This window comes from Telluria sp. RB2R28, from assembly GCF_059685835.1.
Genome location: NZ_JCASIK010000003.1, coordinates 124,234 through 138,564, shown reverse-complemented (window position 1 = coordinate 138,564; position 14,331 = coordinate 124,234). Strand labels below are relative to the sequence as shown.

Here is a 14,331-nt window from a genome sequence, read left to right as displayed (position 1 = left end):
TCCCGTGATGGTGTGGTGAGCGTTCATTGCGATTTGAGCTGGATGGCGGGCGTGACCTGACACGCGCGCCAGGTTGGCAGCAGGCCCGCGATCACTGCAGCGGCAATCGACAGCACGAAGGTCAGGGCCAGCATTTGCCAGTCCATGCGCGCCACGGCCGCCATGTTCTTGCTCTGCATGCCAATCAGGGCCAGCGCGCCGACGGCCAGCCCCAGTCCCAGTACGCCGCCGGCCAGGCCTACCACGCCCGTCTCGATCAGGAACTGGCGGAAGATGTCGCGCTTCGACGCGCCCAGGGCGCGGCGCATGCCCACTTCGGCGGCGCGTACCGAGAACTTCGCCAGCAGCAGGCCGACCGTGTTGACCAGGCACAGGGCCAAAAAGCCGAAGGCGAGCCAGGCCGACAACCGGGTGTCGTTGCCCACCACTTTCTGCTTTTCCATCCATCCCATGACGTCGTACAGTTCGACTGGCGCCGGGCGTGGCAGGCGCCCCAGCTTGCGCTGCTCGCTGGCGTAATTCTCGAGCGCGCCCTGCAGGTCGGCGCGATCGGCACCGGAGCGCGTCTCGAACCAGAGCTGGATCCAGGTGCACTCCGAGGCCAGCAGGCTGGCATAGCCCGGATCACGGACCTGGCTGCAATTGACGCTGCCGTAAGGCTGCAGTTCCTTGCGCACGGCGGTGGCCATCGGGATCATGAACTCTTCACCGGTGGCCGGGCCGCTGCCAATCAGCTTGTAGTAGCGCGGCATCGGGTTCCAGTCGCCCAGCACGCCCACCACGGTGAACGGTTCGCCGCCCATGCGCAGGCGCTGGCCCACCGGGTTGGCCTCGCCGAACATTTTTTCGGCCACGGTGCGGTTCAGGATCACCACATTGGCGCCGCGCGCCTCGTCTTCTTCACTCCACGGCTGGCCGTACCGGAACGGCACGTCGAACATCGCGAAGAATGCACGCGTCGGCGCCAGGCCATATGACTGGAACGGCGCGCTGCCGGCGCGTGGCGGCTCGACCGGCATGCCAGTGGCGAACATCGCCACACCACGTTCGGCTGGCGCGATGCGCAGCAAATTCATCGCGTCCTGGTATGTTGACTGCATATCGATCGGCTCCGATCCAAGGACGTAACCGTTGCGCGCGCCGTTGTCGACGAACGGCACGAACAGGCGCTCGCTCTTGGCCGGAATCGGGTCGCCCGACATCACGTGCAGGATGGTCAGCGTGGACACGCTGGCCGCCACGCCGATCGCCAGCGTCAGCACCATCAGCACGGTGAGATACGGATTGCGGCGCAGGCTGCGCACGCCAAGCATCAGGTAATAGCTGAACATCGCCGCTCCTTATGCCGTGACGTCGGTATGGGCCTGGTGCAGCGATGGCGCGCGCCGCACCAGATCCGACACCTGGCCATCGATGATGTGCACGTTGCGGTGAGTGCGCACGGCCAGTTCCGGGTCGTGGGTCACCATCAAAATCGTGGTGCCGGCCGCATTGATTTCTTCGAGCAGTTCCATCACGCCGCGCGCCATCTGCGTATCGAGGTTGCCGGTCGGTTCATCGGCCAGCAGCAGCTTCGGGCTGCCGGCCAGTGCGCGCGCGATCGCCACGCGCTGCTGCTGGCCGCCCGAGAGTTCGGCCGGGTAGTGCTTCATGCGCGAGGCCAGGCCCACCTTGCCAAGGGCATCCTCGATGCGTTCCTTGCGCTCGCGCGCATTGAAGCCGCGGTAGCGCAGCGGCACGTCGACGTTGTCGAACAGGTTCAGGTCGGGGATCAGGTTGAAGCCCTGGAAGATGAAGCCGAGCTTTTCGTTGCGCAGGCGCGAGCGCGCTGCGTCGTCCAGGCCCTTGACGTTCACGCCATCGAGAATGAATTCGCCCGATGTGAATTCTTCGAGCAGGCCGGCGATGTTCAGAAAGCTCGTCTTGCCCGAACCAGAGGGGCCGGTCACGGTGACGAATTCGCCCTGGCTGACGTGGATCGCGAAGCCGCGCAGCGCGTGCGTCTCGATCATGTGGGTGCGGTACACCTTGCTCAGGTTGGTCATGCGCAGCATAGTCTGGCTCCGTGGTTCATTGATTGATTGAGACGCGTGCGGCATTGTCGAAGGCATCGGTGCCCGACACCACCACCTTGTCGCCGGCTTTCAGGCCGTCGATGATTTCAACGGCCGAGATACTGGTGGCGCCGATCCGGATCGGCGTGCGTACCGCCACGCCGTCGTGCATCACGTAGGCATGGCGCCCACCTTCGTTCTCGACGAAGGGGCCGCGCTGCACCATCAGCACATCTGGTTTTTCCTCGATCAGCAGGCGTGCGCTGACGCGCTGGCTCTGGCGCAGGCCGGTCGGCTGCGCACCATCGAAGCGCACCCGCGCCAGCACCTGGCTCTTGACTACCTCGGGCGACAGCGCCGACAGCGTGCCGGTGGCGCGCCCCGACGGCAGGGTGATCTCGGCGCGCATGCCCAGGCCCATGTCGCCGGCATAGGTTTCGGGCACTTCCAGTTCGACTTCCAGCCGCGACAGGTCCACCAGCGTCATCAACGGCGCGTTGGCGGCGACCACCATCCGGTTCTGCACATTGAGCGTGCCGATGAAGCCATCGACCGGCGCGCGCACGGTCAGTTCGTCGACGCGGCGCTGGGCATTGGCCATCGACAGGCGCTGGCGTTCCAGTTCATTGGTCTTGGTCTTGATCGCCAGTTCGACGTCGTCGCCTTCGAGCGCGGCGGCCTGCCTGGCGTGGCTGGCGCGGATGCCGGCCGAATTGACCGCATCCTTGGCCTTCTGGTAGTCGATCTTGGCGATGATGCCGATCTGGCCGACGCTGTCGTAGCGCTCCAGCGTGCGCTGGGCCGACAGACGGTCGATCTCGGCGGTGTCGGCTTCGCGCTGGGCCAGCAGCTTCTGCTTGCGCGACAGGATGTGCTGGCGCGCGACTTCGGCCTTGAGCTGCTCCCAAGTCGACACTTCGCGTTTCAGGGCATCGGTCAGGTCGGGCGATTCAAGCAGCGCCAGCACGTCGCCTTTCTTGACGGTGTCGCCAGCGGCGACCTTCAGGTTGACGGTGGCCGGCGCGGTGGCATACAGGGTAGGGCTGACGGCGGCCACGACGCGGCCATTGACGGCGGCGTCGCGCACCAGTGTGCCGCGCGCCACCTCGGCGATGCGGATGCGGCTGGCCGAGACGCTGTGTTCGCTGTTGTTCCACGCAGCGTACAGCGTGGCGCTGACGGCAACCAGCGCAGCGGCCGCGCCGATCGTCAAGGCGCGGCGCTTGAATCGTTGTGCCGGGGGCGGCGTCAGGGTAGTGTCCTGCCGGGATGGCTCGGGAATCATGGTGGTCCAGTAACGACGGTGTGATGGTCGTTATTGCACGATCCGTGCCAAGCGTTAAGTCATTGATTCGTATGGAGGACACTCGCGGACACTGCTGTCCGCGGTGTCCGTCCGGGCGGCCGCGGACACGGCCGCCGGTGAGGTTTGCTCTACAGCCTTACTTCTGCGGCTTCTGCTTCTGCGCGTACTTGCCGACGACTTCGCCCTTGGCCAGCACATGGCCCTTCATCGCAGCCAGCACCTGATCGCGGTCGGCGCCAAACGGCACGTCCAGCATCGTGTCGAGCGCCATCACCTGGAAGTGGTAGCGGTGCGCGGCTTCACCCGGTGGCGGCTTTGGCCCGTAGTAGCCCGGCGAACCGCGCGTCGTGAGACCCTGCAGCACGCCGTCCGGATCCGACAGGCGGGCTTGCTCCTGCACGCCCTCCGGCACGCTGGTGACATTGGCCGGGATATTCCACATCACCCAGTGCACGAAGGGCAGGGCGGGTTTGGCGTCCGGGTCTTCCGCGATGATCACGTACGACTTCGCACCGGCCACCGCTTTCCACGCCAGCGCCGGTGAGACGCCATCGGCGTACTCGGTATAGCGCTCGTTCATCATGCCATTGGCGGCAAAGCTGGGCGACGAGACGGTCATTTGCCCTTTTGCCTCGGTCTCGGGGCGCTTGAGCGCTAGCGGCACATTGGTGCCTTTGCTGGTTTGCTGTTCGAGCGGGCCTGCTGGCGCCTTCGGCGGCGTGGCCGCCATCGCCTTGCCACCCGTGTAGGCGACCCGATAGATCACGCCGTTGGCATCATCCGCCATCAAGAGCGAACCGTCCTTCGCCATCGCCAGTCCGACCGGGCGCGCGATGTGGGTCTTGCCGCCGTCAGTCAGGAAGCCCGTGACGAACGGCTCGACCTTCGTCGGCTGGCCGTTCTGGTAGCGCACACGCACGATTTCGTAGCCCGATGCCGGCACCCGGTTCCACGAACCGCGCATCGTCACGAAGGCATCGCCCTGGTACTCGGCCGGGAACGCGCTGCCGGCGCCGAACACCCATTGCATCGGTGCTGCGTGCGCCGTGTAGCCAAGCACCATCGGCGTGCTGCGCGCTTTCCACTGCTCCTTGGTGATCTCGCCCACGGGCGTGCTTTGCGGGTAGATCTCATTGGCGCCATACACGTGCGGCCAGCCATACTGCTTACCCAGTTCGATCTTGTTGATCTCTTCGGCCTGCACGTCGTCGCCAAGGAAGTCGATGCCATGGTCAAAGCCCCACAGTTCGCCCGTGGTCGGATGCCAGGCGTAGCCGATCAGGTTGCGCAGGCCGCTGGCGAAGATGGTGCGCTGCTTGCCATCCGGCGAAATGCGCAGCAGCGTGGCGTTTTCGGGATTGCTTTCGTTGCAGGTATTGCAGGTGCTGCCCACGCTCAGGTACAGCATGCCGTCCGGGCCGAAGGCCATCGTGCGGTTCGGGTGCTGGCCCGAATCGGGCAGGTCGCCGATCAGCATCTTGAGTTCGCCCAGGCGACCATCCTTCTGGATGTCGGCCACGAACAGTTCCTTGACCGTCACCAGATACAGCTTGTTGTCGCGGATCGCCAGGCCATGCGCGCCGGTGCGGTTGGCCACCGTGATCGGCTCGCCGTCGGCGCGCCCGTCGTTGTTGGTGTCGCGCAGCAGCAGCACGTCGCCCTGGTCACGACGGCTCACATAGATGTCGCCGCTGGGCGCGACGGCGATGATGCGGGCATTTTTCAGGCCGGTGGCGAACGCGCTGACCGTGAAGCCGGGCGGTGCCTTGAGTGCACGGATCCGCTCGGGCGTCGCTGCGACCTTGTTGGGCTTCCAGACGTTGATCTTGGTGGAGAACTGGGTGCCGTCGCCCTGTTGGGCAGTGGCGGAGCCGAACACGAGGCATAGTGCGGCGGCGAGCGAAGCGCGTTTCATGAGGGCCTGCCTTTCCTGGACATTGTTATGGAGATGGTCAAGAAGGCATCGTGCCAGTGTTTACCGCCCCGGTATGTTGGGAAACGAACATTGTCTGTAGCGGCGCCCATTATGCAAAAAAGATAATTTCGCCACTGGAACGTTTTCCTTCTTGCAAGTTCGCCATGTCGTCTGCACATGCACCTTGCAACCGGCGCCGCCGGCTCTTTTCAGGACTGACCTTGTCGTCGTTCGACCACCTGCAGCATCTCTGGCGTTCCGCCATCGCCACACTGGCGCCATCGACCGCGCCGCCTCCGAACCACTTCTTCACACCCCAGGATCTCGGGCGTCTGCACGATCAGGATGGCCTCAACCACGCCAGCATCGATGCCCAGACCTGGGATGATTTGCTCCTGCCGTCGTTCGAGGACAAGCTGGCGCCCGATGCCAGCATTTTCGGGCGCCAGGTACTGCACCGGCGCCTGCGCGCGGGCGTGGACAATGCCGCCTGCAGCGCCCAGCGCACGCGCCTGCAAGGCTTGATCGCCGACCCTGCACACCTGTCCGCGCTGCACGCGCAACTGCGGATACTGCGCCATGCGGATGTCGACGTCACCGCGCTGTTGTTCAGCGAGACGCGGCCCGTGACGCCATGGTGGTCACGCTGGTTGTGGCTGTTGCCGGTGCTGCTGCTGGTGTCGGTCGCGGCGCTGGTGACGTCGCCGCTCGGTTGGATGCTGACGCTGGCTGCGCTTGCGCCGCTGATGGCGCTGCAGATCCGCTATCACCAGGAGATTGAAGGCTGGACCGCGACCATCCGCTCGCTGGGCGCGCTGCTTGCCACCGTGGGCCTGCTCGGCAAGGGTGGCGGGGCGTTGACCGAGCCGTTCGTGGCGGCGCGCGCGGCTGCTGCGCGTCTGCATGTGCGCCTCGACCGGCCCTTCGCGCTGCGCATGATTCCGGGCGGCAGGCAGTATGCCGACTGGTTCGCTGCCGGGAATATCGCGCATTACTTCAGGACGGCGCGCATCGTGTTCGGGCAGCGCGCGTTTCTGCGCGAGTGCTATCTGGCGTGCGCGAATCTCGAAGCCGACGTGGCGCTGGCGCGGCACCTGCACGCGATGCCGCGCTGGTGCTGGGCCGAACGTGGCGGGGCGCGCGAGCTGCTGCTGGAAGATGGCGTGCATCCGCTGATGGCACAGCCGGCGCCGCTGTCATTGTCGCTGCATGAGCGCGGCGCGTTCGTCTCGGGCCAGAACGCGTCGGGCAAGAGCACCTTCCTGCGCATGGTGGGCCTGAACCTGCTCGCGGCGCGCGCGTTCGGCTTTTGCTACGCCACGCGGGCGCGCCTGCCGGCGGTGCCGGTGCGCGCCAGCATGCAGAACGAGGATTCGCTGCTCGGCGGCGAAAGCCTGTACATGGCGGAGTTGCGGCGTGCCCGCGAACTGCTTGAGGCAGCCGGCCAGCCGGCGGGTGTGTGCCTGATCGACGAGGTGTTTCGCGGCACAAACCATCTCGAGCCGGTGTCTGCTGCCGCTGCGGTGCTCGAGCAGTTGTCGAGGCACGACCTGGTGCTGGTGTCGTCGCACAATCTGGTGCTCGCGCCGCTGCTGCAGGCGGGATTCGACGCGATCTGCATCGATACGACCAGCGGCCGGCCGGTGCTGCAGAAAGGCGTGCTGCGCAATCCGAACGGGATTGCGCTGCTGGCGCAGCAGGGTTTCGGTCCACAGATCGAGGGCAGGGCAGCCGAAGTGGCGCACTGGCTGAGCGGCCACTTGCTGGAGCCGGCCACCGGCGCGCCGACGGTAAAGCAGGCCTGACCGGCTTGGGGCGCCTGACAAAAACCTGTTACTTCGTCTGGCGGCAACATGCTTGTACACTGAGCCATGCTGACCGGCCGCTTTCGGCCAGAAGCGGATCTTTATCGAATTCAGCGCGGCCGTAGAGGCAACAGCGCAGGCATGACGGGAGAGCTATGCCATATGACATCTTTGGTTTTGTAGAAAGGCGTCGGCCGACACTGGGACCGTGGCTTTCAGCTTTCAGCGTCGGCGAAAACGTTCACCTTGCTGATCATTTTGCTAACGAGATTTTTGGTCTGGCCAAGTTTGCTCGAAAGGATGCGCCGCTTGCAAACCGAGGGCTTCCAGAGGATATGAGCTTGGAAGTTCAAGAGTGGATGGCCTCTGTCACAAAAGCTGGAATGGAGGATGACGCAAACAATGGTGATCACGGGCACACCTACGCTACTCTGGAAGAGCTGAAGAAATTGAACATGCTTCCCAGTTCTACTTGGCAAGTGGTATTTGAAAAGATCTATGGACTCCAGCAGGACTTTGGTGTTCCTGATGCCGAGTTAAGGGTCGTCCTCTGGGCCAACTGGTGATGCCGAAGCGGTACTGACCGACAGCACCTGTACTTCCGCTTCGGGTCGACACCGGCCTGTCGATCTACCGATATACAAAGGAATCGAATGCACGGCTTTTCGGAAGATTTAAAGCTGGAAGGCGTCGTCGGATCGGAGATACATCAGATCTGTCTCGGGCGGTACGACGTCCAATTTCTCTTCTACTCAGGAACCAGAATTTGCGTTCAAAGTTTGGTTGAGGTGTTTGAGGGCGAGGAGCTAGTCGCTACGTGGGACGAAGAGCGAAATTGGACTACCACGGCCTTTCAAAAGCTCATGAACGAGACGGTCGATAGTTGCGCCGTGCTAAGCAAGCAGACCATGGAGATCAGGTTTCAGAACGGACTGCAGCTGCGCCTGTATGACAATTCGACCCAATACGAGAGCCTTCAAATCTACCCTGACTTCATCGTTATTTGAAGAACGAACCACTGCTTTGAGTCGGAAGCGGACGCAACCGAAAATCGGCAACCACCAAAGAGCAGTGATTTAACCGAGGAACCAGAATACCCACAAATACGGATTGCTGCTCTCCCGCTGAGTTACGATTGGTGAGGATAGCATCGCAATTCGCGGAGGGCTTAACACTACCGCCAGACCGGCAACAAACAAATTTAACGCCCCTACATTCTGGACTTGCAGCATGAGCAAACTATTAAGCTTTCTTTTCGGTTCGCGTCCGCAGACTTCACCCGGGGTCCGCGAGGATCTGAAAAAAGCATCGATTTCCCAACTGGTCGATTGGTCGCGCCACCATGACGGATTCCTGCGAGAGGGAGTGCTGGTCCGCGCTGTCGAGCTCTGCTCGCCAGAGCTTCTCGACGCAATCTTGGAGCGATTGAACGACTGGGTTCCGCAAGTACGTCACGCTGCCCGCACGGCGCTCCTCACGCTTGTACCGTTGCTCCCGCCCTCCGCCATCCTGAAAACGCTTCCTGAAATTGATCGGTTGCGACTTGCCAAGCGCGAGAATCATTCCGACTGGATTGACAAATACCACGCCACAGTCGTTGACGCCTTGGGGGCCGATGCTCTAGTTGCCGAGGCAGTCATGGGTACTGGCGAGATTGCGCGCTCTTGCTTCGACATCGTCAAATCGCATTCCCTACTTGGCGCAGACCGGTTGGCGCAGCGCGTGCTCGCCAAGGGGGCCGACTTCGGCACGTCGCTTGCCGCTTGGCGTTTGGGAAGTACGCTGGAAGCAAACGAGCGGAGAACCTTGGCTGCAACCGGGTTGGCGAGTGCCTTCGGCGCAGTTCGCACGGTCGCTCTGCGCGAGGCATTGACCTCTGCGGACGAACACGCAGATGCTTTGGCCGAGCAGGCTCTACTAGATTCGCAAAGGTCGGTACGTGAAGTAGCGATGTGGTACTTAAAACAAAAAGCCTATCCGGTTGCGCAGTTTTATGTCGACCGCCTTACACAGGACGTACTGGCGATGCGCAGGACGCGTATTTGCCTGGCCTCGTTGGCGGCATGTGGCACGCGCGACCATATCGCGCTCATCAGACGGTTTGCAGACCTTCCGCATGCTCGGACGCAGACAACTGCTGTCATGTCATGGGCCCGTCTGGCTCCTGATGCCCGCGATGAAATCCTGCGATTTGCGCTACTTTCCCAATTCCCCAGGGTTCGAAAACTGGCTCTCGTGTTGATGGAAGATCTCGGCGCATACATCGATCTGGACGAAGCACTGACCCTGGTGGAGGAAAGATCTGACCATGCACTCGCCCTTTCACTAGCGCGACGGGAGCCTTGGACATGGATCACAACCGTCCTGAAGATGGCAAACAGCCCAGTCAAATCACCGGGCAAGGAACATCTGATCCGCGAGCTACAACATTGGCTGGCTGAGTCCGCTAATATTTATACCAAACCGACCGATGCACAGGCCAAAGACTTAACTTCGGTACATACCCGGCGAGTGCTTAAGGAACTTATCGGCCAAGATGTCTTTTGTAGGAACGGAGCATTTCGGCACGTCTTTGAATTGCATGGCCTTACCTGATGAGCTGGATGTCTGCCTCGGGCCGATAAGGCTGCATTCCGCCAGAAGCGGACATGGGGCCGACCGTTTAAACGCTGTTAATAGACCTAGTCTGCGCACAAAAATGATATGTCAAAGTTGGTCACTGATAGCTGGCGCGGTTGCGTTTGGAATCTATGCAGTTGTCATGGCGGCAACGTCTGGCTTTGGGCCGACGGCTGCTTTTTTCTCAGTCCTAGTCGCATTCGTAGCGGGATGCTTCAAAGCAGACGCGCCCCGATTTTTTGCAGGCTTGACACTGGCTCTGTGCTGCTGGATTGCCTTGGGTTTAGTTGCAGGCACGGCGTCTGAGCGCTCATCTGCAATTGTTCTCGTGCCAGTCGTACTAACAATGGCGTTTGGTCTTGGAGCGATAGCATTTTTCGCCGGACACCTGACGCGCCGAATCGCTGAGACGTTAAAGTCATAGCCTGAATGTCTGCAATGTGTCGGTTCCGGCCTGTTGCGGTCACCGCTGAATTTTCAACCTGCCAACCTGCTACGCTGGCCTTAACGGCCGGGTTCGGCCGACGGCTGCCTGTCAAGGCGGTCGCCGGATTTTAAGCCTTGCGACCTCCTATGCTGATGCGAACTACCGGCCCCGACCCAGCCTGTGCAAACAAGTGCGATTGGCGTGTATTCCCGGGTCTCTCTACCACTCTCGACCTTGCGAAAACGTCGTAGCAAGCGTTTTAGAAGGTCGAGTGTCGCTAGGCCGGCATCCAGCATTTTCCGCTAGTTTTCTACGGCAAAATTATTACGAAGCTGCATGGCCCCGATTACGCCTTGCTGGCCGGGTTCCTGTGGCGGCGTGACCATCCCAGCATGCCGGCGCCAAGCAGGAACATCGACGCCATGGCTGGTTCCGGCACCTCGTTGACGGGCTCCAGAAGGACGAATGACAGATTATCGGCATAGCCATCGTTGTCGCCCGAGACGAGGCGCTCCATTGATAGCCAGAAGGACAGCTTGCGGGTTCCGGTAGGCATGAATCCCGCTGCCTCGCGATAGTACAGGCCGGTCTGGTTGCCGCGATCCGCCGGGGTGACGGGACCGATCGCGGAGCTGCCTATCTCGTTGTCGAGGTCATCAAGAAACTGCACGTAGAACAAGGCGTTATCGCCCTGGTCGGCCCAACCGCCAAGCCAGCCGCTCAGGGAATACGAGATGTTCGTCGTCGTCGACACGCTCAAGTCGAGTGTCTGGAATCCGACGGCATACTGCCCCAGCCCGGCAAACATGTTGCTGCCGCGATCGGCCGGGCCAGGCTGACTGGGCAGCACCCAGTTGCTGCCATAGTTCACCGACTGGACCATGTTGTAGTCCGGGTAGCCCGTCCAGCCGTTCATGCCTGCTTCGGCATCGCCATTGACAACGAGGTTCTGACGGTAGATGGCTGCGGCCTGGCTGCTGCAAGCCACGGCGAACAAGGCCGCGGCAACGAGAAATCGAGACTTCATAAAAGCTCCTTGTAAAGATCAAACGACGCGGTACTGGTCAAGTTGGGCGGCCCCGCGCATTGCCGGGTCGCTGATCGACGGCGAGCCGTTTTCCAGATGGCCGGCAAAGCGGCGCAGCCAGCCTGGCAGGCCGTTCACGCGCAAGCTGTAGTCGTACCAGTTGGAGCTCGATGCCAGTGGTAACCGGATCGTGCTCGTCGAGCGTGCGACGACTTGCATTTCCATTGGCTTGTTTGCGTAGTACTTGTTGGCGGTGAGCTGGAAGGTGCAGGGCTGCGCGCCGTTGTTAACCAGATCGATCACCAGTTCGCCAGCCCTGCGGTCGGCGCGCATACGCATTTCCGGCCATCCTGCGGTGACTGCGCCGCGCACGTCCCCGACGATGTGGCGGTGGAAGCCGTTCGGTCCCAATATCCATAGGTCGTAAGCGGCCGCGGTGTTCCAGCGGCCTTGCAGCTGTTTCCCGGGTTCGACGGTATAGCGACGCGGGATCTGGTCTAGCGCGAGACGGTCGTACACATGGAACACCGCTCCGGCTTCGCCGAGGTTTTCGAAGTTGAGCACTACCTGGCCGCCCCCGGCCGGTACCTGGGCCTGTACCTGGAGCTCGTAGGGCAGGGCGCGTGCCGGCCGCACACCGGCCGCCTGGACGGGCGCTGCCAGCGTGGCCGGCGTCGTGGGCACCTTGGTGTTCGGCAGGCCCATCGCCATTGCGCGCCGCGACGCCGTTTCTGGCAGCAGCTGCGCGAAGCCGTTGTCGTTCGGGTTGGCGAAGTCAAAGCAGGACAGCAGGTTGCCGCTCACCGCGCGACGCCATGCGCTGATAAGCGGTTCGCGCACGCCGAAACGCGCCTCGATGAAGCGCAACACCGAGGTGTGGTCGAAGACCTGCGAGTTCACCCAGCCGCCCTTGGTCCAGGGCGAGATGACGTACATCGGCACGCGCGGCCCGAGCCCGTAGGGGCGGTGGTGCGTGCGTGCGTCGGCGCCGTTAAGCACATGATGGTATTCGCCGGTCGTATCGACTGTCGACGCGCCGGCGAGCTGGGACTGTGCAGAATTGGCGCCGTTACCCGTGTAGGCCGGGACCGACGGCGGCGGCATGTGGTCGAAGAAGCCGTCGTTCTCGTCGAAGTTGATAATCAGGACCGTCTTGCTCCAGCTCTCGGGATTGGCCGTCAGGGCGTCGAGCACGCGCGCGATGTAGTCAGCGCCCGAAGCGGGGCTCGAGGGGCCCGGGTGTTCGGAGCCTTCGGCTGTGGCCACGACCCAGCTGACCTGCGGCAGTCGGTTGGCCAGCACGTCGGCTTTGAGCAGGTCGAGGTCGCGTGTGCTGGTGCCTCGCTCGCGCAACGCTTGCGAATAGCCGGGCCTGCGATACCATGCGTTGCGGAAGGAGCGAAATCCTGCCAGCGAGTTATCGGTGAAGTTGTCCGCCATGTTCTGGTAGACCTGCCAGCTGATGCCGGCCGCTTGCAAGCGCTCCGGATAGGTAGTCCACAGGTAGTCGGTGGACGTATCCGGATTGAAGTCGTCGCGGCTGTTGTCGGTCGAGGGCCCGCCTGCCACCGCAAGGGGATCGTTGTGGCCGCTGAACAGGAACAGGCGGTTGGTGTTGGTGCCGGTTTGCGTCGCGCAGTGGTAGTGGTCGCAAATCGTGAAGGCACGCGCGAGCGCGAACTGGAAGGGGATATCGGCCTCGGCGTAGTAGCCCATCGAGTGGTTCTGCTTGACCGTGCACCAGTCGTTCATTCGTCCGTTGTCCCACGCCAGTTGTGCATCCAGCCAGGCGTGCGGTGTCCCGGCCACGCGCATCACCGGGAAGTCCTGCACTGTATTGAGCCGGAACGGCGCGATGGCGCGGCCCTGGGGCCAGTTCGGCCGGCCCGGCACCGGCGCGCCTCCAACCGAACGCTGCACGAAGACCGACTTGCGATTGAAGAGGTTCTGGCGGTCCATTACCGGGATCGGAAAGGGATCACCGAATCCGCGCACCCCTTCCAGAGTGCCAAAGTAGTGGTCGAAACTGCGGTTTTCCTGCGTCAGCACGACGATATGCTCGACGTCCTGCAGACTACGGGTGCGCTGATTGGCGGGGAGGGCCAGGGCTTTCTGTATGGATGGCGGAAAGGTCGCAAGGACGGCGCTGGCGCCACTGGTCTTGCCCAGTGTGCGGAGGAAGTTGCGACGGCTCATGCGTGCACCTTTGTGCATGCGAACGCGGAATCGAAAATTTGCATTTGATTGATCCAGGTCGGTTGTCAGGGAAACACGAAAACTGCAGCCTTGCGAGGATCAGCTTAGGGATGAAAGATGAACAGTTGATGACGAGCCAAGAGAAAGTTCGTGCGTTGCTTGCTTCCGCAGCAATGCAGGACAAGCACAGTACGGCGTGCGGAGCCGCTCTCAAGCGCTCAACATTACTGAGGAAGATGAAGCCGAAGTCGCTCAGGTCTACGGGATCGAAGCGCTTTACCGAACCATTGCAAAGCGATAACAGTCAATGAGGTTCGCGTCATGATCGAATTGTTCGGCCGTGATGACTGCGATGATTTTGCCTCGTCGTTTATACATCGGATCAAGGCGACACCTGGTTCGTCGCTCAAAGACTGCCTGGAGCAGCTGAACGACGAGTGGAAGATCGGGCAGCGGAACCGTGCAATAAGAGACAGTCGCGGCTTTCGGATCTGTGACCCAAAACGGCCAAAACCGGACAGTCCCTCATTAACCCGAACCCTACGATGAACGTAAATTTGCTTGTCGACATGAACTGGGAATCAAAGCTCAACCATGCGATGCGGGTTGTAGATTTCAACGAGCTAATCGAGGCTGATTCCGGGCCCGGCTTATCCGAACTTGTGCTTGTGACAATTTGCCGCGACCCAGTCCATGAGACAGCCGCCGGTCGACAGTGTATGACTTTCCCAGCTCGGCAAGCTGCAAAGCTGACGCCATCGGGATATTGCAGCTCGAATCGCGCTATGACGTAGCGTCGCGCGAACGGCCCGGCCGATGGCGGCGGGTCGTCCAGCGCACCGTGGGTTGGCTACACCGCTTTCGCAGACGGCGCATACGAGATGAGCGACGAGCAGACATCCACCAGGCGTTCCTTTCACGTGTCTGCTCGCTCATCTGTTGGCGATACCTCGAACGGTTTTGTCAGGCGCTCCTGGTCGAG

The 14,331-nt window shown here is 62.0% G+C and carries 11 protein-coding genes and 1 pseudogene; 6 read left to right on the top strand and 6 right to left on the bottom strand.

Annotated elements, in window-relative coordinates:
• Nucleotides 1-23: 23 nt before the first annotated feature.
• From AC56LV_RS12945 to AC56LV_RS12930, 4 genes are all read right to left on the bottom strand, one after another.
• Entirely contained in the window at nt 24-1,331 is a 1,308-nt protein-coding gene (locus tag AC56LV_RS12945; protein WP_499558173.1) for an ABC transporter permease, read from the bottom strand.
• 9 nt (nt 1,332-1,340) lie between these two features.
• Complete coding sequence (locus AC56LV_RS12940; RefSeq protein ID WP_183554333.1) at nt 1,341-2,054, bottom strand: ABC transporter ATP-binding protein; 714 nt, start codon at nt 2,052-2,054, stop codon at nt 1,341-1,343.
• Between the two features lie 16 nt (nt 2,055-2,070).
• Nucleotides 2,071-3,339: an efflux RND transporter periplasmic adaptor subunit gene (locus AC56LV_RS12935; protein WP_499558171.1), complete on the bottom strand. Its 1,269-nt coding sequence runs from the start codon at nt 3,337-3,339 to the stop codon at nt 2,071-2,073.
• A gap of 157 nt (nt 3,340-3,496) precedes the next feature.
• Complete coding sequence (locus AC56LV_RS12930; RefSeq protein WP_499558169.1) at nt 3,497-5,275, bottom strand: YbhB/YbcL family Raf kinase inhibitor-like protein; 1,779 nt, start codon at nt 5,273-5,275, stop codon at nt 3,497-3,499.
• Between the two features lie 221 nt (nt 5,276-5,496).
• Here AC56LV_RS12930 and AC56LV_RS12925 point away from each other — a divergent pair, with 221 nt between their 5' ends.
• The 4 genes from AC56LV_RS12925 to AC56LV_RS12910 all read left to right on the top strand — a co-directional run bounded on the left by AC56LV_RS12925 (nt 5,497) and on the right by AC56LV_RS12910 (nt 9,675).
• Nucleotides 5,497-7,080, top strand: a complete 1,584-nt coding sequence (locus tag AC56LV_RS12925) for a MutS-related protein (RefSeq protein WP_499558167.1) — start codon at nt 5,497-5,499, stop codon at nt 7,078-7,080.
• Nucleotides 7,081-7,235: 155 nt separating this feature from the next.
• Complete coding sequence (locus tag AC56LV_RS12920; RefSeq protein WP_499558165.1) at nt 7,236-7,646, top strand: hypothetical protein; 411 nt, start codon at nt 7,236-7,238, stop codon at nt 7,644-7,646.
• Nucleotides 7,647-7,733: 87 nt separating this feature from the next.
• Entirely contained in the window at nt 7,734-8,087 is a 354-nt protein-coding gene (locus AC56LV_RS12915; protein WP_499558163.1) for a hypothetical protein, read from the top strand.
• Between the two features lie 223 nt (nt 8,088-8,310).
• Nucleotides 8,311-9,675, top strand: coding sequence for a hypothetical protein (locus tag AC56LV_RS12910; RefSeq protein WP_499558161.1), 1,365 nt, complete (start codon nt 8,311-8,313; stop codon nt 9,673-9,675).
• Between the two features lie 797 nt (nt 9,676-10,472).
• Here AC56LV_RS12910 and AC56LV_RS12905 read toward each other — a convergent pair.
• Nucleotides 10,473-11,153, bottom strand: coding sequence for a PEP-CTERM sorting domain-containing protein (locus AC56LV_RS12905; RefSeq protein WP_499558159.1), 681 nt, complete (start codon nt 11,151-11,153; stop codon nt 10,473-10,475).
• An 18-nt stretch (nt 11,154-11,171) separates the two neighbouring features.
• Nucleotides 11,172-13,349, bottom strand: coding sequence for a phosphocholine-specific phospholipase C (locus AC56LV_RS12900; RefSeq protein ID WP_499558157.1), 2,178 nt, complete (start codon nt 13,347-13,349; stop codon nt 11,172-11,174).
• A gap of 110 nt (nt 13,350-13,459) precedes the next feature.
• Here AC56LV_RS12900 and AC56LV_RS12895 point away from each other — a divergent pair, with 110 nt between their 5' ends.
• Together AC56LV_RS12895 and AC56LV_RS12890 are read left to right on the top strand one after the other, a co-directional pair.
• Nucleotides 13,460-13,660 carry a hypothetical protein gene (locus tag AC56LV_RS12895; protein WP_499558155.1) on the top strand — a complete coding sequence of 67 codons (201 nt, stop codon included), beginning with the start codon at nt 13,460-13,462 and terminating at the stop codon, nt 13,658-13,660.
• Between the two features lie 500 nt (nt 13,661-14,160).
• Nucleotides 14,161-14,307: pseudogene (locus AC56LV_RS12890) on the top strand (IS5/IS1182 family transposase); the annotation flags it as partial.
• Nucleotides 14,308-14,331 lie beyond the last annotated feature (24 nt).

What these genes read in the sequence shown, in the direction of transcription:
- AC56LV_RS12915 (WP_499558163.1), top strand. Translation starts at nt 7,734, where the DNA reads ATGCACGGCTTTTCGGAAGATTTAAAGCTGGAAGGCGTCGTCGGATCG.
- AC56LV_RS12905 (WP_499558159.1), bottom strand. Translation starts at nt 11,153, where the DNA reads ATGAAGTCTCGATTTCTCGTTGCCGCGGCCTTGTTCGCCGTGGCTTGC.
- AC56LV_RS12895 (WP_499558155.1), top strand. Translation starts at nt 13,460, where the DNA reads ATGAAAGATGAACAGTTGATGACGAGCCAAGAGAAAGTTCGTGCGTTG.
- AC56LV_RS12945 (WP_499558173.1), bottom strand. Translation starts at nt 1,331, where the DNA reads ATGTTCAGCTATTACCTGATGCTTGGCGTGCGCAGCCTGCGCCGCAAT.
- AC56LV_RS12920 (WP_499558165.1), top strand. Translation starts at nt 7,236, where the DNA reads ATGCCATATGACATCTTTGGTTTTGTAGAAAGGCGTCGGCCGACACTG.
- AC56LV_RS12900 (WP_499558157.1), bottom strand. Translation starts at nt 13,349, where the DNA reads ATGAGCCGTCGCAACTTCCTCCGCACACTGGGCAAGACCAGTGGCGCC.
- AC56LV_RS12935 (WP_499558171.1), bottom strand. Translation starts at nt 3,339, where the DNA reads ATGATTCCCGAGCCATCCCGGCAGGACACTACCCTGACGCCGCCCCCG.
- AC56LV_RS12940 (WP_183554333.1), bottom strand. Translation starts at nt 2,054, where the DNA reads ATGCTGCGCATGACCAACCTGAGCAAGGTGTACCGCACCCACATGATC.
- AC56LV_RS12910 (WP_499558161.1), top strand. Translation starts at nt 8,311, where the DNA reads ATGAGCAAACTATTAAGCTTTCTTTTCGGTTCGCGTCCGCAGACTTCA.
- AC56LV_RS12930 (WP_499558169.1), bottom strand. Translation starts at nt 5,275, where the DNA reads ATGAAACGCGCTTCGCTCGCCGCCGCACTATGCCTCGTGTTCGGCTCC.